The 25052-nt window shown below is 68.9% G+C and carries 25 protein-coding genes; 9 read left to right on the plus strand and 16 right to left on the minus strand.

The window, feature by feature from the left end; all coding sequences use genetic code 11:
- Positions 1-99 precede the first annotated feature (99 nt).
- The 3 genes from AVL48_RS32475 (at position 100) to AVL48_RS32485 (ending at position 4406) form a co-directional block, all read left to right on the plus strand.
- Positions 100-1263: a S8 family peptidase gene (locus AVL48_RS32475; protein ID WP_061984371.1), complete on the plus strand. Its 1164-nt coding sequence runs from the start codon at positions 100-102 to the stop codon at positions 1261-1263.
- On the plus strand, positions 1263-2810 hold the full coding sequence (locus AVL48_RS32480; protein WP_061984369.1) for a S8 family serine peptidase: 1548 nt from the start codon (positions 1263-1265) through the stop codon (positions 2808-2810). The genes AVL48_RS32475 and AVL48_RS32480 overlap by 1 nt, the downstream gene beginning before the upstream one ends.
- Positions 2811-2882: 72 nt before the next feature.
- Positions 2883-4406, plus strand: a complete 1524-nt coding sequence (locus AVL48_RS32485; protein WP_061984367.1) for a phytoene desaturase family protein — start codon at positions 2883-2885, stop codon at positions 4404-4406.
- 58 nt (positions 4407-4464) lie between these two features.
- Here AVL48_RS32485 and AVL48_RS32490 read toward each other — a convergent pair whose 3' ends face one another.
- Together AVL48_RS32490 and yaaA are read right to left on the minus strand one after the other, a co-directional pair.
- Complete coding sequence (locus AVL48_RS32490) at positions 4465-5916, minus strand: trypsin-like serine protease (RefSeq protein ID WP_061984365.1); 1452 nt, start codon at positions 5914-5916, stop codon at positions 4465-4467.
- 87 nt (positions 5917-6003) lie between these two features.
- Positions 6004-6759, minus strand: coding sequence for a peroxide stress protein YaaA (gene yaaA, locus AVL48_RS32495; RefSeq protein WP_061984546.1), 756 nt, complete (start codon positions 6757-6759; stop codon positions 6004-6006).
- Between the two features lie 57 nt (positions 6760-6816).
- Here yaaA and AVL48_RS32500 point away from each other — a divergent pair, with 57 nt between their 5' ends.
- Both AVL48_RS32500 and AVL48_RS32505 read left to right on the plus strand, forming a co-directional pair.
- On the plus strand, positions 6817-7785 hold the full coding sequence (locus AVL48_RS32500; RefSeq protein WP_061984363.1) for a GNAT family N-acetyltransferase: 969 nt from the start codon (positions 6817-6819) through the stop codon (positions 7783-7785).
- 246 nt (positions 7786-8031) lie between these two features.
- Positions 8032-8967 (plus strand): hypothetical protein, encoded by a 936-nt coding sequence (locus AVL48_RS32505; protein WP_061984360.1) that lies wholly within the window; start codon positions 8032-8034, stop codon positions 8965-8967.
- A gap of 39 nt (positions 8968-9006) precedes the next feature.
- On the opposite strand, the gene AVL48_RS32510 is transcribed toward AVL48_RS32505, so the two are convergent.
- Positions 9007-9921 (minus strand): 2-hydroxyacid dehydrogenase, encoded by a 915-nt coding sequence (locus AVL48_RS32510; RefSeq protein WP_061984358.1) that lies wholly within the window; start codon positions 9919-9921, stop codon positions 9007-9009.
- Positions 9922-9949: 28 nt separating this feature from the next.
- On the minus strand, positions 9950-10306 hold the full coding sequence (locus AVL48_RS32515) for a VOC family protein (protein ID WP_061984356.1): 357 nt from the start codon (positions 10304-10306) through the stop codon (positions 9950-9952).
- Between the two features lie 126 nt (positions 10307-10432).
- Between AVL48_RS32515 and AVL48_RS32520 the strand changes: the two genes are divergently transcribed.
- Both AVL48_RS32520 and AVL48_RS32525 read left to right on the plus strand, forming a co-directional pair.
- Positions 10433-12181, plus strand: a complete 1749-nt coding sequence (locus tag AVL48_RS32520; RefSeq protein WP_061984354.1) for a proline--tRNA ligase — start codon at positions 10433-10435, stop codon at positions 12179-12181.
- Positions 12181-13119: a DUF8017 domain-containing protein gene (locus AVL48_RS32525; RefSeq protein ID WP_061984352.1), complete on the plus strand. Its 939-nt coding sequence runs from the start codon at positions 12181-12183 to the stop codon at positions 13117-13119. Before AVL48_RS32520 ends, AVL48_RS32525 begins: the two co-directional genes overlap by 1 nt.
- On the opposite strand, the gene AVL48_RS32530 is transcribed toward AVL48_RS32525, so the two are convergent.
- From AVL48_RS32530 to AVL48_RS32560, 7 genes are all read right to left on the minus strand, one after another.
- The gene (locus AVL48_RS32530; RefSeq protein ID WP_143104975.1) at positions 13056-15245 is read right to left on the minus strand and encodes a bifunctional lysylphosphatidylglycerol flippase/synthetase MprF; all 2190 of its coding nucleotides are present in this window, start codon (positions 15243-15245) and stop codon (positions 13056-13058) included. The two genes, AVL48_RS32525 and AVL48_RS32530, sit on opposite strands and share 64 nt — an antisense overlap.
- Before the next feature lie 70 nt (positions 15246-15315).
- Positions 15316-15933, minus strand: coding sequence for a DUF8017 domain-containing protein (locus AVL48_RS32535; RefSeq protein ID WP_244162541.1), 618 nt, complete (start codon positions 15931-15933; stop codon positions 15316-15318).
- A gap of 34 nt (positions 15934-15967) precedes the next feature.
- Positions 15968-16873 carry a DUF8017 domain-containing protein gene (locus AVL48_RS32540; protein ID WP_061984348.1) on the minus strand — a complete coding sequence of 302 codons (906 nt, stop codon included), beginning with the start codon at positions 16871-16873 and terminating at the stop codon, positions 15968-15970.
- Positions 16874-16882: 9 nt separating this feature from the next.
- Positions 16883-17569 (minus strand): HAD hydrolase-like protein, encoded by a 687-nt coding sequence (locus tag AVL48_RS32545; protein WP_082857840.1) that lies wholly within the window; start codon positions 17567-17569, stop codon positions 16883-16885.
- Between the two features lie 199 nt (positions 17570-17768).
- Positions 17769-18065, minus strand: coding sequence for a hypothetical protein (locus AVL48_RS39880; RefSeq protein ID WP_061984344.1), 297 nt, complete (start codon positions 18063-18065; stop codon positions 17769-17771).
- 35 nt (positions 18066-18100) lie between these two features.
- Positions 18101-18511 (minus strand): secondary thiamine-phosphate synthase enzyme YjbQ, encoded by a 411-nt coding sequence (locus tag AVL48_RS32555; protein ID WP_061984342.1) that lies wholly within the window; start codon positions 18509-18511, stop codon positions 18101-18103.
- 18 nt (positions 18512-18529) lie between these two features.
- The gene (locus AVL48_RS32560; protein ID WP_061984340.1) at positions 18530-19093 is read right to left on the minus strand and encodes a helix-turn-helix domain-containing protein; all 564 of its coding nucleotides are present in this window, start codon (positions 19091-19093) and stop codon (positions 18530-18532) included.
- Between the two features lie 40 nt (positions 19094-19133).
- On the opposite strand from AVL48_RS32560, the gene AVL48_RS32565 reads away from it, so the two are divergent.
- Positions 19134-19649, plus strand: coding sequence for a GNAT family N-acetyltransferase (locus tag AVL48_RS32565; RefSeq protein ID WP_061984338.1), 516 nt, complete (start codon positions 19134-19136; stop codon positions 19647-19649).
- Between the two features lie 141 nt (positions 19650-19790).
- Here the strand turns inward: AVL48_RS32565 and AVL48_RS32570 are convergent, their stop codons facing one another.
- From AVL48_RS32570 to AVL48_RS32590, 5 genes are read right to left on the minus strand one after another with little or no spacing between them, the layout of a single operon-like run.
- Positions 19791-20435 (minus strand): response regulator transcription factor, encoded by a 645-nt coding sequence (locus AVL48_RS32570; RefSeq protein WP_061984337.1) that lies wholly within the window; start codon positions 20433-20435, stop codon positions 19791-19793.
- A gap of 14 nt (positions 20436-20449) precedes the next feature.
- Entirely contained in the window at positions 20450-21715 is a 1266-nt protein-coding gene (locus AVL48_RS32575) for a sensor histidine kinase (RefSeq protein WP_061984336.1), read from the minus strand.
- A gap of 47 nt (positions 21716-21762) precedes the next feature.
- Entirely contained in the window at positions 21763-21966 is a 204-nt protein-coding gene (locus AVL48_RS32580; RefSeq protein WP_037313821.1) for a hypothetical protein, read from the minus strand.
- A gap of 10 nt (positions 21967-21976) precedes the next feature.
- On the minus strand, positions 21977-23092 hold the full coding sequence (locus AVL48_RS32585) for a fatty acid desaturase family protein (RefSeq protein ID WP_061984334.1): 1116 nt from the start codon (positions 23090-23092) through the stop codon (positions 21977-21979).
- A 13-nt stretch (positions 23093-23105) separates the two neighbouring features.
- Positions 23106-24197, minus strand: coding sequence for a ferredoxin reductase (locus AVL48_RS32590; protein ID WP_061984327.1), 1092 nt, complete (start codon positions 24195-24197; stop codon positions 23106-23108).
- Positions 24198-24286: 89 nt separating this feature from the next.
- Here AVL48_RS32590 and AVL48_RS32595 point away from each other — a divergent pair, with 89 nt between their 5' ends.
- Complete coding sequence (locus tag AVL48_RS32595; RefSeq protein ID WP_061984326.1) at positions 24287-24943, plus strand: TetR family transcriptional regulator; 657 nt, start codon at positions 24287-24289, stop codon at positions 24941-24943.
- The last annotated feature ends 109 nt before the right edge of the window (positions 24944-25052 follow it).

Genomic DNA, 25052 nt, shown 5'->3' on the forward strand with positions numbered 1-25052 from the left:
CCGCCACCCGAAAGTGATTCCAACGTGACCGCCCGTCACGGCGCTGGCCTCGACCCCCGCCGGCGCGAACCACCTGTTCGAGTGAACGGAGCTCAGGAAATGCGTGGAGATCTTCGACGTCACCGGATCGCGGGTGCGGTGCTCACCGGAGCCGCGGTAGCGGCTTCCGTGGCCTTCGCCGGACCGGCCGCGGCCGCCGAGGGGCAGATCCGCGGCGCCGGTGTGCCGGGAGCCGTCACGGACGGGTACATCGTCTCGCTGAAGAGCGGCGACGCCGGCCTCGCGGCGAAATACGGCGGTCAGGTGAAGGCGACCTACACCGCGGCGCTGAACGGCTTCTCGGCCAAGATGACCGAGGCTCAGGCGAAGCGGCTCGCCGCCGACCCCAATGTCGACTTCGTCCAGCAGGACGCGGTCGCGCACATGACCGGCACCCAGACCAACCCGACCTGGGGCCTCGACCGCATCGACCAGAAGAACCTGCCGCTGGACCGGAAGTACACCTACCCGAACGACGGAGCCGGTGCCACGGTCTACGTAGTCGACACCGGTGTCGACTACCGCCAGGCCGAGTTCGGCGGCCGGGCGACCAGCGGTTACGACTTCATCGACAACGACAGCGACGCCCGCGACTGCCAAGGACACGGTACGCACGTCGCCGGCACCGTCGGCAGCGCCACCTACGGCGTGGCCAAGGGCGCCAAGATCGTCGCGGTCCGCGTGCTGAACTGCCAGGGCAGCGGCCAGTACTCGCAGATCATCAGCGGGATCGACTGGGTCGTGAAGAACGCCAAGGGTCCGTCGGTGCTCACCATGAGCCTGGGCGGACCGGCCGACTCCGGGGTGGACGCAGCCGTGCGCCGCGCCGTCTCGGCGGGCATCACCAACACCGTGGCCTCCGGGAATTCCAACACCGACGCCTGCGGCACCAGCCCGGCCCGCGTGCGTGAGGCCATCACCGTCAACGCGACCCAGAGCGACGACCGCCGGTCCTCGTTCTCGAACTACGGCAGCTGCACCGACATCTTCGCGCCCGGCACCAACATCACCTCGCTGCGCAACGGTGGCGGTACCCAGCAGATGAGCGGCACCTCGATGGCGACGCCGCACGTCGCCGGCGCGGCCGCGATCTACCTGACGTCGCACCCGTCGGCGACCCCGGCCGCCGTCGCGTCCGGTCTGGCCGCCGCCGCCACCTCCGGCGTCGTGACGAGCCCGGGCTCCGGTTCGACCAACAAGCTGCTGAACGTGGCGGGTCTCTGATGCGCCGCGGCGTGCGGGCCGGTGTGGTGGCCGTCGCGGCCACCGCGCTGGCCGCGCTCGCCGCGGGCAACGCCCTCGCCGTGGAGGCGGAAGGCGTTGTCGTGCAGGCGAACCAGCACTACGGCGACCAGTACATCGTGGTGCTCCACGACGTCGGGACGCTGGCGGTCGAGCAGTCTTCGGCCGCGCTGACCGGCCGCTACGGCGGTGAGGTCCGGTCGGCGTACAAGAACGTGCTCCGTGGGTTCTCGGTCAAGGGCCTGTCCGAGCGGCAGGCCAGGCGGCTCGCGGCCGACCCGGGGGTCAAGGCGGTCTACCAGGACGGCACCGCGCGCGCCGTCGGCACTCAGACCAACCCCACCTGGGGGCTCGACCGGATCGACCAGAAGACTCTGCCGCGCGACAAGAGCTTCACGTACCCGAACACGGGCGAGGGCGTCACGGCGTACGACCTCGACACCGGCATCAACCCGGAGAACCCGGAGTACGAGGGGCGCGCGTCCATCGGCAAGGACTTCGTGGGCGGCAACGGGAAGGACTGCAACGGGCACGGCAGTCACACCGCGGGCACCATCGGCAGCAAGACCTACGGCGTGGCGAAGAAGGTCAAGCTCGTCGGGCTGAAGGTGCTGGGCAACGACTGCTCCGGCAACGGTCCCGACTCCGCCATCGTCGACGCGGCCGAATGGCTGACCGCGAACGGCACCAAACCGGCGGTCGCGAACCTGAGCCTGCGGATGGATCAGGTCGGGCTCGGCGACGACGTCATCAAGAAGTCCATCGCGGCGGGCTTCGTCTACGCGGTGGCGGCGGGCAACGAGAACCAGAACGCCTGCAACGTCAGCCCCGCCCGCATCCCCGAGGCGATCACGGTCGGCGCCTCGGACGAGAACGACAACAAGTCCTCGTTCTCCAACCACAGTTCGTGCGTGGACATCTTCGCCCCTGGCAGCAACATCACGTCGCTGTCCACGTCCAACGGTGGTTCGGCGAACATGAGCGGGACGTCGATGGCCACGCCGCACGTGGCCGGGGCGGCGGCGCTGTACCTCGCCGCGAACGCCGGTGCCACCGCGCAGCAGACGCGGGACGCGCTGGTGGGCAACGCCTCTGACGGCGTGCTCAAGGGACTGCCGTCCGGCACGGTCAACAAACTGCTGAACGTGTCGTTCATCGGCGGCGGTGGCCCCACGCCGACGTGCGGGGCCAAGTCCAACACGACACCGGTGTCCATTCCGGACGCGGGTGACGCGGTGACCAGTTCGGTGACGCAGGAAGGCTGTGACGGCAAGGCGTCGGCGACGCTGCCGGTCAAGGTCGACATCGCGCACACCTACACCGGTGACCTGGCGATAGACCTGATCGGGCCGAGCGGTGCGGTGTTCGGCCTCAAGCAGGCGGGAGGGATCGGCGAGGCGAGCGGCGTGCACACGTCGTACACGGTGAACGCCTCGTCCGAACCGGCGAACGGGACCTGGAAGCTGCGGGTCCGTGACGTCTACCGGTTCGACAGCGGGACGATCGAAGGGTTCTCCATCACCTTCTGAGTCCTTGCGAACGGCGGTGCGCCGCGGTCACGATGACCGCGGCGCACTGTCGTTTCGCGGGGGGAGGCCGGGATGGAGTCCTACGACGCCGTGATCGTCGGTGGCGGGCACAACGGGCTGGTGGCGGCGGCCTACCTGGCCAAGGCGGGCCGTTCGGTGCTGGTGCTCGAACGGCGTGACGAGGTCGGCGGGGCGGCGGTGTCGTTCCGTGCCTTCCCCGGCGTCGACGTCCGGCTCTCGCGGTACTCGTACCTGGTGAGCCTCCTGCCGCGCAAGATCATCGCGGACCTGGGGCTCGGCCTGGAGCTGCGGCGGCGGCGGATGTCGTCCTATACCCCCGTCGGCGACGGAGGTCTCCTTGTCGACACGGGCGACGACGGCCGTACGGCGGCGTCTTTCTCCGCGCTCACCGGGTCCACAAAGGACTTCGACGCGTGGCGGCGGTTCTACGCGATGACCTCCGGGGTCGCCGAGCGGACCTTCCCCACGCTGACGGAACCGTTGCTGTCCAGGGCGGAACTGCGGTCACGCATCGACCCGGAGGCGTGGGACGCGCTGTTCGAGCGGCCGGTCTCCGAAACGCTCACCCGGATGTTCGACGACGACACCGTCCGCGGCGTCGTCCTGACCGACGCGTTGATCGGGACTTTCGCCGACGCCGGCGATTTCCGGCAGAACCTGTGCCTGCTCTACCACGTGATCGGCAACGAGACCGGCGACTGGGACGTGCCGGTCGGCGGGATGGGTGCGGTGACCGGCGCGCTCGCGTCCGCCGCGCGGGCAGCTGGAGCGCGGCTGGTGACCGGCGCGGAGGTGCTGTCGGTCGATCCCGGCGGCTCAGTGCGGTACCGGCGGAACGACGACGAGTTCGTGGTGCGGGGTGGCCACGTCCTGTCGAACGTCGCGCCGCGGACGCTCGCGCGGTTGCTGGGGGAGGAGCCGCCACCGGCACCGGAGGGCGCGCAGCTCAAGGTGAACATGGTGCTGTCACGGCTGCCGCGGTTGCGCGATTCGGGAGTCGGCCCGCGAGAGGCGTTCGGAGGCACCTTCCACGTCAACGAGGGCTACGGGCAGTTGGCGACGGCGTACGCGGAGGCCGCTGCGGGCAGGATCCCGTCGCTGCCGCCGTGCGAGATCTACTGCCACTCGCTGACCGACCCGTCGATCCTCGGTCCGGCGGAACGAGCCGCCGGGGTGCAGACGCTGACGTTGTTCGGGCTGCACATGCCCGCGCGGCTGTTCGAGGGACGCGACGACACCGCGCGCGAGGCGGCGCTGCGGGCCACCTTGTCCTCTTTGGACAGTGTGCTGGCCGAGCCGATCGAAGACTGCGTGCTCCGTTCACCGGATGGCCGGTCGTGCATCGAAGCGAAGACCCCGCTGGACCTCGAAGCCGAACTGGGCTTGCCCGCGGGGCACATCTTCCATCGGGATCTGTCCTGGCCTTACGCCGCGGATGCCGCTCAGGTGGGTCGCTGGGGCGTCGAGACCGCGCACGATCGGGTGCTGCTCTGTGGTGCCGGGGCCGTCCGGGGCGGTGGCGTCTCCGGCATCCCCGGGCACAATGCCGCGATGGCTGTGCTGGCAAGCGCGTGAAGGTCCCCTTCCCTTCGGCCGAGCCGAAGGGAAGGGGACCTTCACGCGCGAAGCGGTACTACTGGACCGTGAGGGTGTAGGTCGCTGTGGAGGTCTTGCCCGCCGAGTCCGTCGCGGTGACGGTCACCGGATAGGTGCCGCGCTGGAAAGGCGCGACCACCTGCATCGTCGAACTACCACCGCTCGAGATCGTCTTCGGGTTGAAGAACGGCGCGAACGGCAGGCCCTGACCGGAGGCCGAAAGCGTGATCGTGCCGGTGCCGCCGGTGGCGGAAACCGTGACGTTGCTGAAGAAACCGGGCTGGGAGGTCCCGCTGGTCGGGCTCAGGCTCACCTTGAGCTCGCCGGGCTGCGGACCACCGGCGCCGACGGTCAGCGTCAGGTTCGTGGTCGCGGTGTCGGTGGTGCCCTTGCCCGAGATCGTGACCGCGTAGTCCTTTTCGGCCGTCCCGGCGGGGACTTCGATGCTCACCTTGGCCGACTCGCCCGAGTTGATGGACGCGGGCTGGAAAGTGGCCTTCGCGCCGTCCGGCAGCCCCGAAGCGCTCAGGTCGACCTTCTCCGCGCCGTCCTTACCGGGCTTGCTGGTCACCGTGGCCGAAACGTACTCGCCCGGCTCGACCTTGAGCGAGGGCGGTGTCACGGCGAGGGAGAACTTCTCCGGGTTCTGCGGCTCGCCGATCTGCTGCTTGACCCAGTCGCCCATGTCGTTGTTGAGCCTGCCGTACACGCTGTACCACTTGAAGTCGCTACGGCTCCACGACGCGACACCGACGACCTTGCCGTCCACGATGAGCGGTCCGCCGCTGTCGCCGGGAAGGATCGTGACGTGACCGTCGCTGTAGCCGCTGCAGATCATCGTGGCGTCGCGGAAGCCCGCGCCGACACCGTTGCAGTTGCTGCCCGCCACGATCGGCAGGGTGAACTTGTGCAGTTCGACGTTGCGGGTGTCGTCGTTGAAGTCCTTCTTGCCGTAGCCGAGTCCGAGCCCGGACTTGCCCGGCTTGTTCAGCTCGGTGTCGGCCGACGTCGCGACCTTCGCGTACTGACCCCCCGGCACTGGGATGTCGGCGTCCGTGGTGACCACGGCGACGTCGTAACCCTGGTCGAAGTTGACGTACTTCGGGTGCTTTTCATAGCTGACGACGCCGATCCGCGTTCCGCCACCGGCGTTGAGATCGTCCAGGCCGTAAAGAAAACTCTTCGCCCCCGCCGCGTCCTTGCAGTGCGCGGCGATCAGGATCTTGCGCGGGGCGACGACCGAACCGGTGCAGGTCTGACCCTGCGGCCGCGTCCCGCCTTCGCGCAGGCCCGCGATGATGAACGGGTAGTCCCGGACCGAGGCGGGCGTGCCGCCGATGGAACTGGTGTGCAGTCCACCGGGGACGACCGCCTGATCCGTCGGGGTGACGGCGGTCAGGTTCGCGGCGGCCGCCGGTGCGGGCAGGAGGACCGAGAGGCAGCCGAGGGTGGCGGTGGCGATCCCCAGAAGCCGTTGTCTTCTGTTCACGGTGGTTCCTTTCCAGATGGCTGGAAATCACTTTCCGCATGTGCACCTGGCGGAACAACCGAGGAAGGGGCCCGTAGGGCTACGGAACTAATGCACGCCGTCTCCGGTGAGCAGCTCCAGACTGTGGTCCCCGGTGCGCTCGACGTCGAGTCCCGCCTTCGACAGCACCCGGATCAATTGCTCCACAGTGGACGGTTCCGCGCGGGACTTCACCAGTTCCGCGGCCAGTCTTCCCTTGTACGCCTTGTTGAAGTGGCTCACCGTGGTGCGGTTGCCCTTCGCGTCCTCGGTCACGACGCGCACCGTCACCGCGTCCGGACGGAGTTTCGCGAGCGCCGAGTAGGTTCCGGACCTCAGATCGACGACAAGCCCCTCGATGCCCTGGAGTACCGGTTCGAGCACCGGCTTCCACACACCGCGGACGGAGCCGAGTGACGGCAGCGCGTTCCCGCCGGACAGCCGGTACGCGGGGATCGGGTCGGTCGCCGCGACCACACCGAACAGTGCCGAAGCGACGGCGAGGCGCTTCTCGGCCTTCGCCAGCGCCGCCTTGGTGAAGGACTTGACGTCGAGAGCGTCGTAGAGCACCCCGGTGTAGCGGCGCAGCGCGGGCATCGTGGGCGAGGACCACAGCTCCGCGTTGCGGGCGACCTCGTCGGCCTGCCTCGGCGTGATGCCGAGCGCGGCGATGCTGGCGGGGACGTCGCCCGCCAGTTCGGCCAGTGCGTCGGCCAGCTTCGCCCTGGTCGGGTTCAGTGCCGGGAACGACAGGGCGCCGAGGTCCAGCGGCGCGCCGGTGCCACCGGCGGCCTTGGTTTCGGAAGGGGGGAGCAGCACGAGCACCACGGAAGCGTAACTAAATGGAATGCGTCACCCGAGGCGCGGGCTTAACCTCCTGGCATGAGCTTGACCTGGCGCCCGCTGACCATGGACGACATGCCGCGACTGGCCGAAACCTTCGCCGCGGCGGAGCGCGTCGAGCCGATCGACGAGCACTACAGCGCCGAGGATCTCGCCGAAGAGATCGCCTCGCCGAACGTCGACCTGCCCACCGCGACCACCAGCGCGTGGGACGGCGAAACGCTGGTCGCCTACGGGCTGCTCCGCCGTCGCGACGCGGCGAATCCGGCGCATATGGTGCGGGTCGAGACGCTCGTCCATCCCGAATACCGCGAAGACGCGATCGCCGCGCACCTCACCGGCTGGTTCGAGGAAGCGGGCAAGCGTGTCCACGCGAAGTCCTTCCCGGACGCGCCGCTGGAGCTGCACGCCGCGGCCAACACCAAGCAGCGCTGGCTCTCCGACGTGCTCGTCGGTGCCGGGTACGAGCACGCGCGGTGGTTCGTCGACATGCGTGCCGACCTCGCCTCGATCCCGCCGGTGAAGCCGCTGCCCGAAGAGTTCCCGCTCGTCACGTACGAGGAGAAGTACGAGGCCTTGACCCTTCGGTCCCGCAACGAGACCTTCGCGGACCACTGGGGGAGCACGGCGCAATCCCCGGAGGCGTGGCGGCATCTGGTGGTCGGCGGGAAGGACTTCCAGCCGGACCTGTCGTTCCTGCTGCTGAGCCCGGCCAGGGACAAGGTGGTCGCGATGGTGCTGAGCGCGTTCTTCGCCTCCGACGAGGCCGCCACGGGTGTGAAGGACCTGTACGTCAGTCATGTCGCGACCGACGCGAGCCTTCGCGGACGCGGCATCGCGAGCGCGCTGCTCGGGCGCACGCTCGTCCAAGCCGAGGCCAAGGGCTTCCAGCGGGCTTCGCTCAACGTCGACCAGGACAACACCCACCGCGCCCTCGGCGTCTACGAACGCGTCGGGTTCAGCGAGCATCAGCGCTGGGCCGGGTACGTGAAGCCCATCCCGACCTGACCGCTTGCCACCCGAAAGGGTGGATTTCGGTACAGTCGATCTTCTCTGAGTGTCTGGTGGTGAACCCCGTCCGCGATCGACGTCGGCAGGACGCTGCCTGGTCATCGGCGTCACGGTGGTGGTTCAGGCGTCCTGCCACCGCGATAGCGGCGCCTTCGGCCGTGGCGGGTTACACGTCTGGTCACTTCGGAGGTAAGTCTTCAGCTTCGCCAACAGGCTCGGAGAGATCGCGGGGGTGGTAGGGCGTTGCCGGTTTCCGCACGCCTCGGCTGGCATGACCTGCCGTCGGCGACGCGTGACGCCGTGGAGCGTGAGCTCGGGTCGGTGGTCCGGCGTTCGCTGTGGCAGACCCCCGAATTCGACGGCGGTGTCGCCGCGAGGCTCGAACTCGGACGCGATCATCGCTGGGTCTTCCTGAAGGCGATCCCCGCGAACAGCCCGCGCGCGGGTGGCTACCGGACGGAGGCGGCCATCGCGCGAAGACTGCCCGCGGAAGCGCCCACGCCGACGCTGCTGTCCTTTGTGGACAGCGACTGGCTGGTGCTCGCCTTCGCCGACTTCGACGGCACCAGGCCGAACCTGCGCCCCGGATCACCGGATCTCTCCGCCGTGCTGGCCACGTTCGGCGCACTCGGGCGCACGCTCACGCCATGTCCGCTTCCCGACGTCCCGGACGCCCTCGACGATCTCGGCCCGCTCCTGCGCGGCTGGCATGAACTCGCGAAGGAACCACCGGACGACCTCGACGGCTGGGCCGTCCGCAATCTCGACCGGCTCGTCCAGCTGGAGACGTCGTGGCATCCCTGGGCGGCCGGGGACACGTTGCTGCACAACGACATCCAGCCCGAATACCTGGTACGGACCGGAACCGGCCGAGTGCTCGTCACCAACTGGCGTTACCCCGCCAGGGGCGCGGGCTGGCTCGACCTGGTGGCGCTGGTCCCGTACCTGCTGGACGCCGGGCACGGGCCGGCCGACGTCGACCGCCTGTTGCGGCGGCGTCCGGTACTCACCGGCGTCCCGGTCTGGGCGGTCACCGCGTTCGGCGTCGCCTTGGCCGGGCACGCCGAACGTGCCTGCCGGCTGCCGGAACCACCCGCGACGACCGGCGTCCGCGCGGCGCAACGGCGTCTCGCCTCGGCCATGCGCGAGTGGCTCGCCTACCGCACGCACTGGCAGTAGCGCCGCACTGTACGCAGTCAGAGGTACGCATTTAGAGGACTAAACGCGGGGTCGGCCGACCACGTTCAGCGGCTCTTCCCCGGCGACGTAGCGGCGAAGCTGCTCGGTGACCAGCCGCTTCGCGCGCGGGTAGAACGACGCCGACCCGCCCGCGACATGCGGCGTGATGACCACCCCCGGCGCGGTCCACAGTGGATGCCCGGCGGGCAGCGGCTCCGGGTCCACGACGTCCAGCGCCGCGCGCAACCGTCCGGCCACGGTCTCGGCGGTGAGGGCGGCGGTGTCGATCGCCGAGCCCCGCCCGACGTTCACCACCAGGGCGTCGTCCGGCAGCGCGGCGAGTTCCGCGGCGCCGAACAGGCCCGTGGTCGCGGGCGTCTCGGGCAGAATCAGGACCACGATGTCGGCCGACGGCAGCAGGTCCGCCAGCTCACCGACGCCGTGTACCCGCTCCTCGGGGCGCGCCGTGCTCGCCACCCTGGTCACGACCGCTTCGGCCGCGAGCAGTTGCCGCTCGATGGCCCGGCCGATCGAGCCGTATCCGACCAGCAGCACCCGGCTGTCGGCCAGCGACCGCGTGTGCTCGCGCTCCCACGAACCCGTCGACTGCTGCGCGAACCAGCGCGGCAGATCCCGCTGTGAGGCGTGGATCAACGCCAGCGCGTGCTCCGCCACGCTGAGGTCGTGCAGGCCACGGCCGTTGGCCAGCTTCACCCCCGCCGGCACCAGCGGGAGCAGCTTCTCCACCCCGGCCGAAAGCGACTGCAGGAGCTTCAGCGACGGCAGCCGGGCGATCAGCTTCGTCGGCTCCGCTCCGGTGTCGTACGGCAGCACGTAAACCTCGACATCATCGAGGTCGCCATCCGGCAAGGGACCGGTGCCGTCGTACCACCGGGCGTTCAGCCCCTCGGGCAGCTCGATGTCGGTCCAGGGCAGGATGGCGCGCTCGTTCATGCCGCCATTCTGACCATCGGGATCGGCGTCAGCCCTGGTGGGTGGCGACGCAGAACTCGTTCCCAACCGGATCGGTCAGCACCGTCCAGGCCATCCCCGGCATCTCGTGCTCCTCCACCTTCCTGGCACCCAGTCCGATCAGACGCTCCACCTCCTTCTCCCTGTCTTCGGTACCGAAGTCCATGTGGACCCGGTTCTTGCCCACCCGCGGCTCCGGTACGCGCTGGAACGCGAACACGGGCCCGTTCTCCGTCTTGGGTCGCAGGATCAGGAACTCGCCGTCGTAGTCCTGATCCACCGCCACCCCGAGCGCCTTCGTCCAGAACGCCGCCAGCTCGCGCGGCTCGGCGCAGTCGATCGTGATCATGCCCAGCTCGATACCCATGGCGGCAAGCTAGCGGCACCCACCGACAAAAACCGCGCACCGCGATAACCGGTTGAATCGGCCCGGGGCGGGGTGACTACGCTGCGCAGAACGTCTCAGCACGTAATTCCAGCGAGGAGCCCAGAAGTGATCACCAGGATGTCGTCGTTGTTCCTTCGCACCCTGCGTGAGGATCCGGCGGACGCCGAGGTACCGAGCCACCGGCTCCTGGTACGCGCCGGCTACGTCCGCCGAGTCGCTCCGGGCGGCTACTCCTGGCTGCCGCTGGGCCTGCGGGTGCTGCGCCGGATCGAGAACGTCGTCCGCGAAGAGATGAACGCCTTCGGCGCGCAGGAGATCCAGTTCCCCGCGCTGCTGCCGAAGGAGCCCTACGAGGCCACGGGCCGGTGGACCGAGTACGGCGACGCCCTCTTCCGCCTCAAGGACCGCAAGGGCGCCGACTACCTCCTCGGCCCGACGCACGAAGAGCTCTTCGCGCTCACCGTGAAGGGTGAGTACAACTCGTACAAGGACTACCCCGTCGTCCTGTACCAAATCCAGACGAAGTACCGCGACGAGGCGCGTCCCCGCGCCGGGATCCTGCGCGGCCGCGAGTTCGTCATGAAGGACTCCTACTCCTTCGACCTCGACGACGAGGGCCTGGCGAAGTCGTACGAGCTCCACCGCAAGGCGTACACGAAGCTGTTCGACCGCCTCGGCATCGAATACGTCGTCGTCAAGGCGACCTCCGGCGCGATGGGCGGCTCGGCCTCCGAAGAGTTCCTCGCCGTCGCCGAGACGGGTGAGGACACCTACGTCCGCAGCACCGAATCGGGGTACGCGGCCAACGTTGAAGCGGTCACCACGCCCGCCCCCGAGACCAAGCCGATCGAAGGCCTGCCCGAGGCGAAGGTCCACCACACGCCGAACACCCCGACCATCGAGTCGCTGGTCACCTTCTTGAACAACGCAGACCTCGGCCGCACCTTCACCGCCGCGGACACGCTCAAGAACGTCCTGGTCAAGACGCGTCAGCCGGGCGCGAAGGAGTGGGAGCTGCTGGCCGTCGGCCTCCCCGGCGACCGCGAGGTCGACACGAAACGCCTCGAAGCCTCACTCGAGCCCGCCGAGTTCGAGCTGCTCGACGAAGCCGACTTCGCCAAGAACCCCTTCCTGGTGAAGGGCTACATCGGTCCGAAGGCGCTGAAGGACAACGGCGTCCGCTACCTGCTCGATCCGCGCGTCGTCGACGGCACCGCCTGGGTCACCGGCGCCGACGAGCGTGACCACCACGTGGTCGACCTGGTCGCGGGCCGCGACTTCACCGGTGACGGCACGATCGAGGCCGCCGAGGTCCGCGAAGGCGACCCCTCGCCCGACGGCAAGGGCACCCTGGTCGCCGCGCGCGGTATCGAGATCGGGCACATCTTCCAGCTGGGCCGCAAGTACGCGGACGCCTTCGAGCTGGACGCGCTGGGCCCGGACTCCAAGCCCATCCGCATCACCATGGGCTCCTACGGTGTCGGCGTCTCGCGGCTGGTCGGTGTGCTCGCCGAGCAGAACCACGACGACCTCGGCATCATCTGGCCGCGCGAGGTCGCGCCGTTCGACGTGCACGTGGTCATCGCGGGCAAGGACGAGACGGTCGCCGCCGGCGCGGAGAAACTCGCCGCCGAACTGGACGCCGCCGGGATCGAGGTCGTCCTCGACGACCGCAAGGCCAGCCCCGGCGTGAAGTTCGCGGACGCCGAACTCGTCGGGGTGCCGACCATCCTGGTGGTCGGCCGCGGCCTGGCGAACGGCGTCGTCGAGGTCAAGGACCGCCGCACCGGCGACCGCGAGGAGATCGCCGTCGACGCGGTCGTGAAGCACCTGGTCGAACTCGTCCGTCCGTAATGGGCTGGTTCGGCAAGAAGCGCGAGGATTCCCCGGGCTACGAGGACAACGCCGCGCTGGACGGGTTCGGGGGCTACCAGCCCTCGGACTCGCCCGGCTACACGCCCGTCCCCGAGACTCCCGCTTCGACCGAACCGGAGCCGCAGAAGCCCGCGAAGCAGCCGATGTCGCGGAGCGGGCGAAGGGCCATGTACGGCTTCTTCGCCACGCTCGGTGTCATCGCGGTCGCCGCGCTGGCGAACAACGGTGACAGTTCCTCGGAAAGCAGTGCGCCGAAGACCCGGACCCCGATCGTCTACACGCCTTCGCCGCAGGTCGTCGCTCCGCCGGTGACCGATGGCTGGCAGTCGGTGGCGGGGAAAGACGGCGTCTACGCCTACGACGTGCCGCCGGACTGGACCCCGAAACCCGGCACGATCCATGGCTGGGAGAAGGGCTCGCAGGTCCCGGGCATCACCATGGTCGCCAGCGCCTTCGTCGGTGAGGGCTACTGCCCGCAGGAGAAGCGAAGCCGGATCGGCGGCAGTGGGGTGACGAAGGTGCAGGTGGCCGCACCGGCCGCCGCGGCGGAGAAGGCGGTCAACGACCTCGCGGTCAGCGCCTACAACCCCGAGAACGGTCCGCTGACGGCCAAGATCACCCCGGAACCGGCCCAGCCGACCGAATTCACCCTCGGTACCGGCAAGAAGGTCCCCGCGAGCATCGTTCTCGCGGAGGTCGTCACCCCGCAGCCGGGAGCGTGCGGGGTACGGCGTGCTCTTGTCGGGGTGCTCGCGCCGGAGCTGGGCGACGCCTCGGCGGCCCTGACCGTCTATTCGGGCCAGGACACGCCGGGTGCCGCGGATCGCGAGCTGATCTTGAAGATCCTCAAGTCCTACCGGGGCGTCCCGGAGGCCGACCGCAAGACCATCACGCCGCCGCCTTCGACTTTGCGCTGATCTTTTCGGGGCTGGGTCTTCTTGCCGGACCTCGCGAGTTTGGCCAGTCGCAGCAGTCCGGTGTTCGGCAGGTAGGCCCGGCCGAGCGCGATCCCGATCCGCGGCAGATCCGCTTCGTCGCGGAACGCGAGGTACAGCGGGACGTGACGAGGCTGGAACTTCGCCTTGAACGCGTGCAGCGAACGGAAGCCGTAGAACGGCTCCATCATCGTGCCGAGCGCGTCGAGGACGCGTTCGACGGCGTGCGCGGGTTCGCCGGAACTCGCCAGCGGAGCGCCGGACAGCGAAACGAATTTCGCGCCTTCTTCGCGGAAGGCCAGGCACGACGACGCGATCAGGAACTCCATCGTGGGACGGAACCCGTCGGCGCGTTTGCGCATGACGTCCAGCGTCCAGCCACCGACGGCGCCGGCACCGGTGTGGACCGGCAGCCACGACGTCACCCCGTGGACCACGCCGTCGGCGTCCACCGCGAGACCGACCCGGGTCTCCGGGTCCATCGCCTCGTCGACGCCACCGAGCGTGAAGCCCATCTCCGGCATGCCCTTGTCGCCGATCCATTCCTCGGAGATCGCGCGCACCTGCGAGAGCACCGAACGGGGCTGATCGGCGAGCCGGACCAGCCGGAACTCGATGCCGTCCTTCTTGGCGCGGTTGAGCGCGGTCCGCACGTCCTGCCAGCGCTTGCCGCGGAACTCCAGCGTGTCCAGTTCGATCAAGGTGTCTTCGGCGACCTGGACGTGCTTCCAGCCGAGATCCGTCGTCTTGGCGGTGGTGTCCCCGGTGGCGGAGAACAGGCACGGCACGAGACCGGTGTTCTCGCACATCGTGATGAACTCGGCGATCGTCCGGTCACCGGCGCCGTCGGGCGCGATCGGGTCGCCGAGCGCGATCGCGACACCGGCATGGCGACGGTAGGCGAGGTAGGACTTGCCGTCCGCGGCCACGAAGTACGAGTTCTGCGGCCAGGTCGTCATCCACGAAAGCGTGCTTCCACCGTGACGGCTGAGCAGTGTGCGGGCCAGCGCGGGGTTGCCCATCCGGCCGAGACGGCGGCACTTCCGCCGCGACGGGACGCGGAAGGCGCCGCGCGAGGAGATCAGCAGCGCGAACTCGACCGTCCACAGGAGATTGTCCACGAAGAACAGCGGCGGATCCGAAACCCCGGTGTCCTCACCGAAGACCTCGGCCAGCGCGAGCACTCCGCCGTAGGCCATCACCTGCAGGATGACGAACGAGGTCAGGAGCATCGCGCACCACCAGGCGACCTGGCTGCCCTTGCGCAGGCCGTTCATGATCGGCAGCACGATCAGGCACAGGACGCCGACCTCCCAGGTCGACAGCGAAAGCTCCTCGGACGAACCGAAGGGCCCGTTGCCCGGGACGAAGGACATCACCAGTTCCGCGACGGTGAGCACCAGCAGCCCGGCGACGACGTAGAACCGCCATTCGCGCAGGCTCGGCCGCCGTTCGCGGGCGGAATCCGGGGAACCGATGAACTTGCGCCCGAACGGCAGGGCCAGCACGAGTGCGAAGAAGTGCACGAGGTCGGCGAGCGTGCCGACGAAGATGATCGCGACCCCGGCGTAGACGCACAGCCCGGCGCGCAACCGCAGCCGCCACGGCGGCCGCAGGGTGGCGCTGGCGACCGCGACCGCGGCGAGCGCGCCGCCGGAGAATCCGACGTCGAGGCTGCCGGCGACCCGTTCCGCCCACTCCCAGCCGGAGTTGCGGCTCAGTGCGAGGAACTGGACCGCGACCAGCACGCTGACGAACTGGCCGCCGATGGCGACGGCCATCGCCCGGCGGGTGCCGAGCCGCCATTCCGCGAAGCCGGCGAACAACGCGAAACTCAGCACCATCGGCAGGTAGTACAGCGGGACGACCGCGAACAGCGGTCCGGTGAGCAAGGTCCACCACCGGCCTGATTCGAGCGACGGCAGCCCATAGGCGATGTACGGGTACACCGCGCGGTCCTCGGCGGCCGACCAGAGCGCGCCCGTGGCCAAGGCGAGCGCGAGCATGGTCACCGTGACGAGGGTGGTGAAAGGCAGCCGGTGCCTCAGCACCGTGGTGATCTTGTGCGTCCGGTCCGGCGCGGCCGTCCCGCTTCCCCCTGTTGGCATGGGAACAAGGTAAGCGGTCCGAGGCCGCCGGGACATCGGGCAGGGGACCCATATTTCCCTTAGGGGAGTGCTACTCCCGACGGATGCTTCCACCCATCTTGAGGACGATGTCCCTGGCTACCGCACCGGGGATCCCCTGGTCCGCCAGGACCAGGAGGACGTGGTAGCGGCCGGATCCGGGCAAGGCGCGCGGCGGCAGGGCGATCGCGGTGATCGAGACCGAGGGTGCGGCGCACGGCCCGTCTGCGGTGGGGACGACGGCCGTGGCCACCGTACCGCCGTCGAGCGCGCTCACCGGTCCGACGGCACCGGTTTCGGTCTTCGGGGCCGCCCGTCGCTCGCCCGCGCCGAGTGGCCGGAGCCGGGACAGGAATCGCGGTGGTACCGGGCGACGCCCTGCAAGGTGACCGGTTCTCGGCCGGAGTTTGGTAACCGACGGTGACCTCGGGCTTTTCGATCGTCCGGACAGCACCGGATCGGGCAGGACGAGGTCGGTGACCGACGGCGGGGGCGCGGTCTTGGCCTGATAGGTGGCCGTCGTGCCGACCGCGAGGACGACGATCAGGCCGATGACACCCAGTGTCGGCAGCAGGCGGAAGCGGCGGCGCGGCGTCCCGGACCGGGGATCGGCTTCGTCTGTTCGGCCTCGGATTCGAGCGGTCGCCCGATGAGCGGATCGGCGAACCACGCTCGCGGTTCGCCGGGGCGCCCACCGGGGCCGGTCATGGCTGTGGCCTCAAACTCGCGAGGATCATCTGCGCGTCCGCTTCGGACAGGGCGTCCGGGGTGCCCTGGTCGAGGATCATCACGAAGCAGATGGTCTGCTCACCGACCTTGAACGCCGCGGAAGTGACCTTCACACTCGGCGCCCGGCAGCCTTCGCCCTCGCTCGGGATGTACGAAGCGGAGGAACTGAGAGCCTGCATCGTGCCGCCCGCGATGGGGATCTGCTTGACCTCGGGCAGCGGCACGTCGGTCTTGCCGGTGGCGGATTGGATCCAGAGCCGGACGGCGCCTCTCGCGGCGTTGTCGACCGGAATCTGATCCGCGGTGGCGAAGCCGACCGTTCCCCGGTTCGAACCGGAAATGTCGGGGCAGGCGCCGAGCCTGTACCGCATCGCGTCGTGGATGACCATCTTCAGGTCGCGCCCGGTGTTCCCGGTGGTGTAGCCCGGCTTGGTCTCCCAGCCCGTCGGGGGCAGGTCGTACGCCGTCTTGTCCTGCCTGGAGACGATTCCCTGCCAGCCCAACGTCTTGGCCGGGACCTTGTTGTCCTCCGGGGCGTCGCCGCTCTGTGCGGTCGACGGAGGCTTCGACGCGGAAGCGGCCGCGGGCGGCGGAGTGGGCTCAGGGCGCGGATCGTCGCCGTCACGCAGGACGAAGAAGAGCGTGGCCCCGACGGCGATGACCACGACGAGCGCGCCGAGGCCGATCCACAGGCCCTTCTTGCCCTTCTTCGGCGGTGCCGGAGAGAAACCCTGATAGGTCTGCTGCGGGAACTGCTGGTGGCCCTGGTACTGCTGCTGGGGATCTTGGGCGTACTGGGGCGGGTACCCCGGGGGCGGGGGTTGCCGCTGATCGGGCTGCTGTGGTCGCTCCGGCCAGCCGTTGCCGCCTGGGTATGCCATGGATCGAGTTTAGTCGGCGCTCCCCAGCACAGCGGCGCGAACCGCGGCCAGGTCGGTCAGGTCGCCGAGCACCGTGTGCGCGCCCGCGTCGGCCAGTTCCTCCGCGCTGAACTGCCCGGTCGCCACGGCCACCGCGACGGCGCCGTTGTCGAGCGCGGCCCGCACGTCGTCCGGGGTGTCGCCGATGACGACGACCGACGTCGGCGCGAATTCGGTGCCGTGTTTCGCCGAAGCGTGGCCGACGGCCGCGGGCACGAGATCGGGCCGGTGCGCCGAAAGGGAGCCGTAACCGCCGATCTCGAAGTCCACGTGCTCGTGCAGGTCGAACGCGGTCAGCTTGTGCACGGAGATCTCCGGCAGGTTCCCGGTGACCAGTGTCTGCACGATGCCGCCGTGCGAGGCGAAGGCGTTCAGCGCGTCTTTGGCGCCCGGAAGCGCGCGGCCGTTCGAGGACAGTGTCGGGGCGTGGCTTTCGGAGACCGCGATCAGCGCGAGCCAGAGCTTGCGCACGTTCTCCTCGGTGGGCTCGACGCCGTGCGAGGTCAGGATGTCCGCGCTGATCGCGCGTTCGGTGCGGCCGCCGAAGTTCGGCAGCGCCCGCAGTTCGAGCCCGGCGACCTCGGCGAGCGCGGCCGTGTACCAGGCGGCGCCGATACCGCGCAGGTCCACGAGGGTCTGGTCGATGTCCCACAACACGAGCCGGTGCGGAGTAGTCACGTTGCCGACGGTACCGGTGAGCTAGTTCAACACGCGAAGAATAAATGGAGGGCGGTCATGCAGACCCAGAGCCGGCGCCCCGCCGGGGCGTTCGCCTCACTCGCCGCGGTGGCAGGCGCGAGCGGCCGCCCACGGGATCGCGTCCCGCAGCGGAGGCCTGGTCTCCTGGCGGGTGACCTCACCGGAGGGCGGCCGGAAGCTGTTGATTGTCGGACACCGCGTCGGCCGAGACGCGGGAGTCGCCGCGCGCTTCACACAGATCGTTTCGGCAGGCGTGCTGGTCACCGGTGTTTTGGCCGGATTCCTGAAACTGTGGGACTCCTCGCTGCCGCTCGGCTGGGACGTCCTCGGGTTCCTCTTCCTGACCTCGACCGGGTTCGCCGCGCTGCAGACCGGCCTGCCGCGGCTGCTCGGCGTGCGGGCGATGGCGCTCCTCGGCCCGCTGTACCTGGTCGCGCCCGCCGTCGCGGGTCAAGTGCCGGAGCTGCCGAGCCGGTCAGCCCGTCGGAATCAGCCCTCCAGGAGGCTGAAGCGGACGCGCCGGACCGGGTTGTCCAGGTTGGTGTCCACCAGGCAGATCGACTGCCAGGTGCCCAGCGTCAGCACCCCGCCGAGGACCGGGATCGTGGCGTACGGCGGCAGCAGCGCGGGCAGGACGTGGTCACGGCCGTGACCGGGACTGCCGTGCTGATGCCGCCAGCGCCCGTCGCGGGGGAGCAGGTCATCGAGCGCCGTGAGCAGGTCCTCGTCGCTGCCCGCGCCGGTTTCGAGGATCGCCAGCCCGGACGTCGCGTGCGGCACGAAGACGTGCAGGATGCCGTCTTCGGCGTCCGCGTCGCGCAGGAAGGTCTCGGCGTCCTTGGTCAGGTCGTGCACCACGGCCACGCTGCCGGTGCGCACCTCGATCTCCGTGGAGTACATGTAGTTCACGGTAGTGCGTCAGGCGTGCCGCCGGGCGAGGGCGACCAGATAGCGCACCGGTCGATCCGTCGGGTTGACGTAGGCGCACGGCTGGGGCGTGCCGAGCTGAAGGCAGTCACCGGTGTCGAGTTCGTGGTCGACGTCGCCCTCGCGGAACCGCAGATGTCCGTCGAGCACCCAGATCTGGTGATGGGTCAGCGCGTAGGTGTGGGCGGGGAACGAGACCTCGGCGCCCGCGGGCAGGACGACCTCCACCAGTTCCAGCGGTCCGCCGAGCGACGGCGAGACAGCGCGGCGTACGTACCCCGTGTCCGGGTCGACCCATGTCGGCTGGTCCGCCACGCGAACGAGCCGCCGGTCGCCGTGTTCCGCGCGCGCGACCAATTCGGACAACGTCATTCCGAGCGCGGCCGAAAGCCGGCTGAGCAGGACCGCCGTCGGCTGCGCCTCACCGCGTTCGATCTTCCCGATCATCGCCCGGGACACGCCGGACATCTCGGCGAGCGCGTTGGCCGAGAGATTCTGGCCGACTCTCGCGGATTGGAGCGTCGCGGCGAGCGACGCGGACAAGGGATCCGACATGCTGCTCACTATAGTGGCAACCTCGGTTACTATACTCGCCATGGTGATCAGGGAAGCGACCGAAGACGACGCGGCGGCGTGCGCGGAGATCTACGCGCCGTACGTCACCGACACGGTGATCTCGTTCGAGACCGAGCCGCCCAAGCCGGACGAGATGGCCGAGCGCATCACCAAGGCGCGGCGGTCGCATGCCTGGCTCGTGCTCGAAGACGACGAAGGCCGCGTCATCGGTTACGCCTACGCGGGCCCGTTCAGTGGCCGTCCCGCCTATCGCTGGTCGTGCGAGGTCAGCGTCTATCTGGAGCGGGGCCGGCAGCGGAAGGGTGGCGGCCGCGCGCTCTACCAAGCGCTGCTGGACAGGCTGGCGTCACGCGGATTCCGGAACTTCTGCGCCGGAATGGTGGTGCCGAACGACGCGAGCGCCGGACTCCACAAGGCGATGGGATTCGAGCCGGTGGGGACCTACAAGCGCATCGGGTACAAGCACGGAGCCTGGTGGGATGTGGCGTGGATGCAGTTGTGCCTGCCGGAGGCGGAACCGGTGGAGCCGCGGTAGAGGTGCGGCGGGGCTCAAAGGCCCTGCAGGAGTCCTTCACACCTTCCCCGGTACATGATGGCCCCCTTCCTTGCGCTAGGCGCAAGGAAGGGGGCCATCATGTACTTCACGCGAGCAAGACCGCCCAGGGCTCGCCACGCCTCAAGACGCCAAGTACCGCAGTACCGCCAGCACCCGCCGATTGTCCCCTTCGGACTGAGGCAGCGCCAGCTTCCCGAAGATGCTCGACACGTACTTCTCCACTGAGCCCGCCGAAAGGAACAGCGCCGCCGCGATGGCCGAGTTCGACCGCCCTTCGGCCATCAGTCCCAGCACTTCCCGTTCCCGCGGCGTCAGCCCGGCGAGCGCGTCGGTTTTCCGGGTGGCGGTGAAGAGCTGGCTGACCACTTCCGGATCGAGCACGGTCTCACCGTCGGCGACCCGCCGTAGCGCGTCGAGGAAGTCCGACACCTCCGCGACGCGGTCTTTCAACAGGTAGCCGACACCGCCCGCGCGGTCGGCGAGGAGTTCCGTCGCGTACTGCGTCTCGACGTACTGGGAGAACAGCAGGATCGCGCAACCGGGCAGTTCCGAGCGGAGCGCGATCGCCGCGCGCAGGCCTTCGTCGGTATGCGTCGGCGGCATCCGGATATCCACAATGGACACATCCGGCCGGTGTTCCCGGACCGCCGCGCGCAGACTGTCGCCGTCGGCGACGGCCGCGACGACTTCGTGCCCCCGAAGGTTGAGCAGCTCGACGAGTCCGGCCCGCAGGATGGCCGAATCCTCCGCGATCACGACGCGCACGCCGCCCCCATGTCCTATTTCCGTAGTGGTATCTCCGCGCTGATCACCGTAGGCCCTCCCGGTGGACTGTCGATGTCGAGCCCGCCGTCGACGGTCGCGAGCCGTTCGGCGATCCCGGCGAGCCCGCCGCCGGGTTCCAGCCGCGCCCCGCCTTCACCGCCGTCCCGCACCACGAGCCGCAAGCCGTCACCGACGATGCCCACGTCGACCTCGATCGCGGCCGAGGTGTGCTTGGCGGCGTTGGTCAGCAGTTCGGCGACGGTGAAGTAGGCGATGGTCTCGATCGACGGTGACGGTCTGCTCGGCAGGCCGACGGTGATCCGCGCGTCGATACCCGAACCGGCGGCCAAAGTGGACAGTGCGACGTCGAGGCCGGAGTCGAGCGCGGCCGGGTGGATTCCACGGGCGAGATCCCGTAGTTCGACCAGTGCCTGCTTCGCGTTGGCATGCGCGGCGGTGACCAGGGTCGTGACGTGGGCGACGTCGGCGCCGTCCGAGGCGAGTTCGTCCTTCGCGATGCCGAGTTTCATCGCGAGCGCGACCAGCTGGGCCTGCGCGCCGTCGTGCAGGTCCCGTTCGATCCGGCGCAGGCGCAGTGCCGCGTCGTCGACGGCGGCCGCCCGGCTGCGTTCGAGATCGCGCACGCGTTGGGACAGGTCCTCGGCGCCGAGCACGCCGCGCACGAGCAGCCGATCGAATTCGGCCAGGCCGTGGACCACCCACGGCATCGCCAGCAGCACGGCCAGCCCGGTCAGCGCGAGCGGCAGGGTGAGCGGCCACGTGTCGACGCGGAGGTCGAACGTGGGCATGGCGTCGCCGTTCAGGGTGAACCAGAAAAGCGGATAGGTCAGCGTGCTGACGGCGTAGACGAACAGGGTCGCGACCAGGAAGAGTTCGATCAGCGTGAGCGGCAGCCGGATCAGCAGGTAGGCGATCGAGCGCCAGCCCGCCGGATCACCGAGCTTGCTCTTGATCCCGTTCCACAGGCCCGGCCGCAGCTCGGGCCGGGCGGGTGGCGTGACCCTCGTGCCGAGCAGGGCCCGGGCGAGGCGGATCTGCGCGGCGCCGATCAGCCGTGCTCCCGCCAGCACACCGATGAGTACCGGCAGTCCGATGGTGAGCAGGCTCAGACCGGTCCCGATGACGAGTCCGGCGACGACGAGCACCACGAGCACCAGCGTCAGCGGCGCTCCGATCAGCACCCACGCCAGCTCGGCCCAGTACGCGCGGCTCAGCTGTGCGCCGAGGACGCGTCCGAGCAAGGCGAAGCGGGTGGTCACGGCATTCAGCCTGCCGTGGCCACCCGCCTCATGCCATCCAGGTTTCCCTAGTCTTCGCGGTGCTGTTCGTCCGCCTGCGCCCGCTGGGACGCCTCACGCATCTCGATGACGTCCGTCAGCCAGTCGCCGGTCTCGCGGGCGATGTCCCGGATCGCGCCGGTGATGATCGTCGCGATGTTGCCGATGTGGGTGGCCGCCGACTCGGTGACCTCTTGGACCACGTCTTTGGTGCTCTCGAACTGACCGACCATGTCAGCCACCTTATGCCGCTCGGAGGGTCTTGTCGTTCTCAACGGTAGCGGTCGCGCGGGGTTCGCCGTTCCAGGGCATGGCCAGTTTCACGATCTTCTTTGCCACCGAGAACAGCTGCTTGTGCAGCGGGCCGGTGTTGTACGGGAGACCGTACTTCTCGCAGATCGCCCGCACCTCGCCCGCGATCTCCGGATAGCGGCGCGCCGGGATGTCGGGGAACAGGTGATGCTCGATCTGGTGCGAGAGGTTCCCGGTCATGACGTGGAAGAGCTTGCCGCCGGTGATGTTCGCCGAGCCGAGGATCTGCCGCAGGTACCACTGCCCCCGCGACTCGTTCTCGGTCTCCTCCTCGGTGAAGCTCTCCACGTCGGCGGGGAAGTGCCCGCAGAAGATGATGGAGAACGCCCACAGGTTGCGGGTCAGGTTCGCGGTCGCGTTGCCGAGGAAGGTCAACGGCGCGAGCGGACCGGTCAGCAGCGGGAAGAGCACGTAGTCCTTGCCGACCTGGCGACCGGCCTTCTTGAGCATCTTCAGGCCGACCTCCTTGTTGTCCGACCATTTGCGCTCGCCCTTGACGATGCGGTCGAACTCGAGGTCGTGCAGCATGACGCCCCACTGGAACATGAACGCCAGCGCCACCGCGTACACCGGGTTGCCGAGGTAGTACGGATTCCACTTCTGCGCCGGGTCCATCCGCAGGACGCCGTAGCCGATGTCGCGGTCCTTGTCGAGGATGTTCGTGTACGTGTGGTGCATGTAGTTGTGCGAATGGCGCCAGTTCTCGGCGGGGGCGACGTTGTCCCATTCGAATTTCTGGGAGCTCAGCGCCGGGTCGCGCGTCCAGTCGTACTGGCCGTGCATGACGTTGTGGCCGATTTCCATGTTGTCGAGGATCTTCGCCACCGAAAGCGCGGCCACGCCGGCGACCCACGCGGGCGGGAAGAAGCCGGCGAACAGCAGACCGCGGCCGGTGACCTCGAGCGCGCGCTGGGTCTTGATGACGTTGTGGATGTAGTCGACGTCGGCCTGGCCGAGATCGGCGACGATCCGCTGCCGGATCTCGTCCAGTTCGCGGCCGAACTCCTCGACCTGAGCGGGGGTGAGCTTGTCCTGCAAGCCGGTCATGGGCCGGTCCTTTCTAAGCGTTGATCTCGACGTCCCCGACGGGGACGGAGACGCAGAGTTGGATCTCTTCGTTCTCTTCGCTGGAGGTTTCGCCGGTCTTGGCGTTGCGCACGCAGCCGGAGGTCTTGACCTGCGTGCAGGAGAAGCAGATCCCCATCCGGCAACCGTGTTCCGGGCGCAGTCCCGCGTCTTCGGCCTGCTCCAGCAAGGGCTTCCCGGAGTTCTCGAACTCGCGGCCGCTGCGTGCGAACCGGACCTGCCCCTCGGCGCTCTCGGTGTCGAAGGTGAGCGCGGGCGGGGTGAACTCCTCGGTGTGCAGATGGGCGCCGAGCCCGTCGGCCTCGAACGCTTCGCGGACGGAATCCATCAGCGGTTTCGGGCCGCACAGGAAGGTTTCGGCGTCGGGGTACCACGGCGCGGCCTCTTCGAGGTGCTCCTTCGAGAAGAATCCGTGCAGGTCACCGCCCGTCTTCGCGTGGGTGAACGCGTGTACCACCCGGAGACCGGGGAGGCGGCGGGCGAGGTCGCCGAGTTCGGCGCGGTAAAGCGCGTCTTCGGCGCCGTTGGAGTAGTGCAGGAAGGCGACGTCGCCCTCGTACTGCTCGTCCGCGAGCGTGCGCAGCATCGACAGGACGGGCGTGATCCCGCTCCCGCCGCTCAACAGCAGGATCCGGCGCGGCCTCGGCGAAGGCAGGGTGAATGCACCGTCCGGAGTGGACAGTCCGAGGACGGAGCCGATCGTGACCGTGCGGTTCAGATGCCGTGAGACGAGGCCCTGCGGATCCGCCTTGATGGTCAATTCCAGTGCGCGGTCGTGCTCCGAACCGGCGGGTGAGTAACACCGGGTCCGGCGGACGCCGTCGATCTCGACGGTCACCCGCACGTACTGACCCGCGACGAAGCCGCGCCAAGCCCGGCTCGGCCGGATGGTCAGGGTGACCGAGTCGGGCGTCTGCCGCCGGACGTCGGTGACCAGGCCACGGAGCTCGCGGCGGACCAGCATCGGATCGACGAGTTCGAGGTAGCGGTCCATGCCATGGGGCGTGAGCAGGGCCTCGGCCAGCGAGGCCAGCCGCCTGGCCCTGCGCGGTAGGAGTGCCGTCATCACTTCTCCCAAATTCAGTGAACGCTTGTACACTGAATAGTGAAGTGGCGATACTCGCGCTTGTCAACGCGAGAGGAGGGCGATGTGACGTGGGTGATAGTGCGGAGGCGATTACGCTGTCCGTCGTGACAACGGAGCCCGTTTCCCGGCAGGAGCGCAAGCAGCGCACACGGCAGGCGCTGCTGGACGCCGCCCTGGACCTGGTGGCGGAACGAGGGTTCTCCGGGCTGAGTCTGCGCGAGGTGGCGAAGCAGGCCGGGATCGTGCCGACGGCGTTCTACCGCCATTTCGCGTCCATGGACGAACTGGGCGTCGCGCTCGTCGAGGAGTCGATGCGCACGCTGCGCACGATGATCCGGTCGGCACGCACCAAGCCGGCCGCGTACAACGACATGATCAAGACGTCGGTGCGGATCCTCCGCCGGCACGTGCGGGCGCACGAGGACCACTTCCATTTCCTGACCAGGGAGCGGTACGGCGGCACGGGACCGGTCCGGCAGGCGATCACGTTCGAACTCAAGCTCTTCGTCAGCGAACTCGCCGTCGACCTCGCGCGCTTCGACAATCTCCGCGAATGGAGCACCGAAGACCTCCATCTGCTCGCCGACCTGATCGTGACGACCATGCTCACGACGGTGCTGGAGCTGCTCGAAGCGCCTTCGCGTGACGACGAGATCGGGCGCACGGCCGAACGACGGCTGCGGCTGATCTTTCTGGGCGTGCCGAACTGGCGCAGCGTTCCATGATGCGGGAAGCGCTGCCATAAGCCCCTTATGACGTCGCGCACCTGGATCGATGGCTGGATCGATCGTGATGAGCGATGTCACGGAAAGATGCCGTCCGGATACGTTCAGC

The sequence above is a fragment of the Amycolatopsis regifaucium genome, assembly GCF_001613935.1.
In the GTDB taxonomy this organism is placed as follows: Bacteria; Actinomycetota; Actinomycetes; order Mycobacteriales; family Pseudonocardiaceae; genus Amycolatopsis; species Amycolatopsis regifaucium.

Excerpts from the sequence above, each read along its gene's own strand:
- AVL48_RS32475 (WP_061984371.1), top strand. The coding sequence starts at position 100 with ATGCGTGGAGATCTTCGACGTCACCGGATCGCGGGTGCGGTGCTCACC.
- AVL48_RS32480 (WP_061984369.1), top strand. The coding sequence starts at position 1,263 with ATGCGCCGCGGCGTGCGGGCCGGTGTGGTGGCCGTCGCGGCCACCGCG.
- AVL48_RS32485 (WP_061984367.1), top strand. The coding sequence starts at position 2,883 with ATGGAGTCCTACGACGCCGTGATCGTCGGTGGCGGGCACAACGGGCTG.
- AVL48_RS32500 (WP_061984363.1), top strand. The coding sequence starts at position 6,817 with ATGAGCTTGACCTGGCGCCCGCTGACCATGGACGACATGCCGCGACTG.
- AVL48_RS32510 (WP_061984358.1), bottom strand. The coding sequence starts at position 9,921 with ATGAACGAGCGCGCCATCCTGCCCTGGACCGACATCGAGCTGCCCGAG.
- AVL48_RS32515 (WP_061984356.1), bottom strand. The coding sequence starts at position 10,306 with ATGGGTATCGAGCTGGGCATGATCACGATCGACTGCGCCGAGCCGCGC.
- AVL48_RS32525 (WP_061984352.1), top strand. The coding sequence starts at position 12,181 with ATGGGCTGGTTCGGCAAGAAGCGCGAGGATTCCCCGGGCTACGAGGAC.
- AVL48_RS32530 (WP_143104975.1), bottom strand. The coding sequence starts at position 15,245 with ATGCCAACAGGGGGAAGCGGGACGGCCGCGCCGGACCGGACGCACAAG.
- AVL48_RS32540 (WP_061984348.1), bottom strand. The coding sequence starts at position 16,873 with ATGGCATACCCAGGCGGCAACGGCTGGCCGGAGCGACCACAGCAGCCC.
- AVL48_RS32555 (WP_061984342.1), bottom strand. The coding sequence starts at position 18,511 with ATGTACTCCACGGAGATCGAGGTGCGCACCGGCAGCGTGGCCGTGGTG.
- AVL48_RS32560 (WP_061984340.1), bottom strand. The coding sequence starts at position 19,093 with ATGTCGGATCCCTTGTCCGCGTCGCTCGCCGCGACGCTCCAATCCGCG.
- AVL48_RS32565 (WP_061984338.1), top strand. The coding sequence starts at position 19,134 with ATGGTGATCAGGGAAGCGACCGAAGACGACGCGGCGGCGTGCGCGGAG.
- AVL48_RS32580 (WP_037313821.1), bottom strand. The coding sequence starts at position 21,966 with ATGGTCGGTCAGTTCGAGAGCACCAAAGACGTGGTCCAAGAGGTCACC.
- AVL48_RS32585 (WP_061984334.1), bottom strand. The coding sequence starts at position 23,092 with ATGACCGGCTTGCAGGACAAGCTCACCCCCGCTCAGGTCGAGGAGTTC.
- AVL48_RS32590 (WP_061984327.1), bottom strand. The coding sequence starts at position 24,197 with ATGACGGCACTCCTACCGCGCAGGGCCAGGCGGCTGGCCTCGCTGGCC.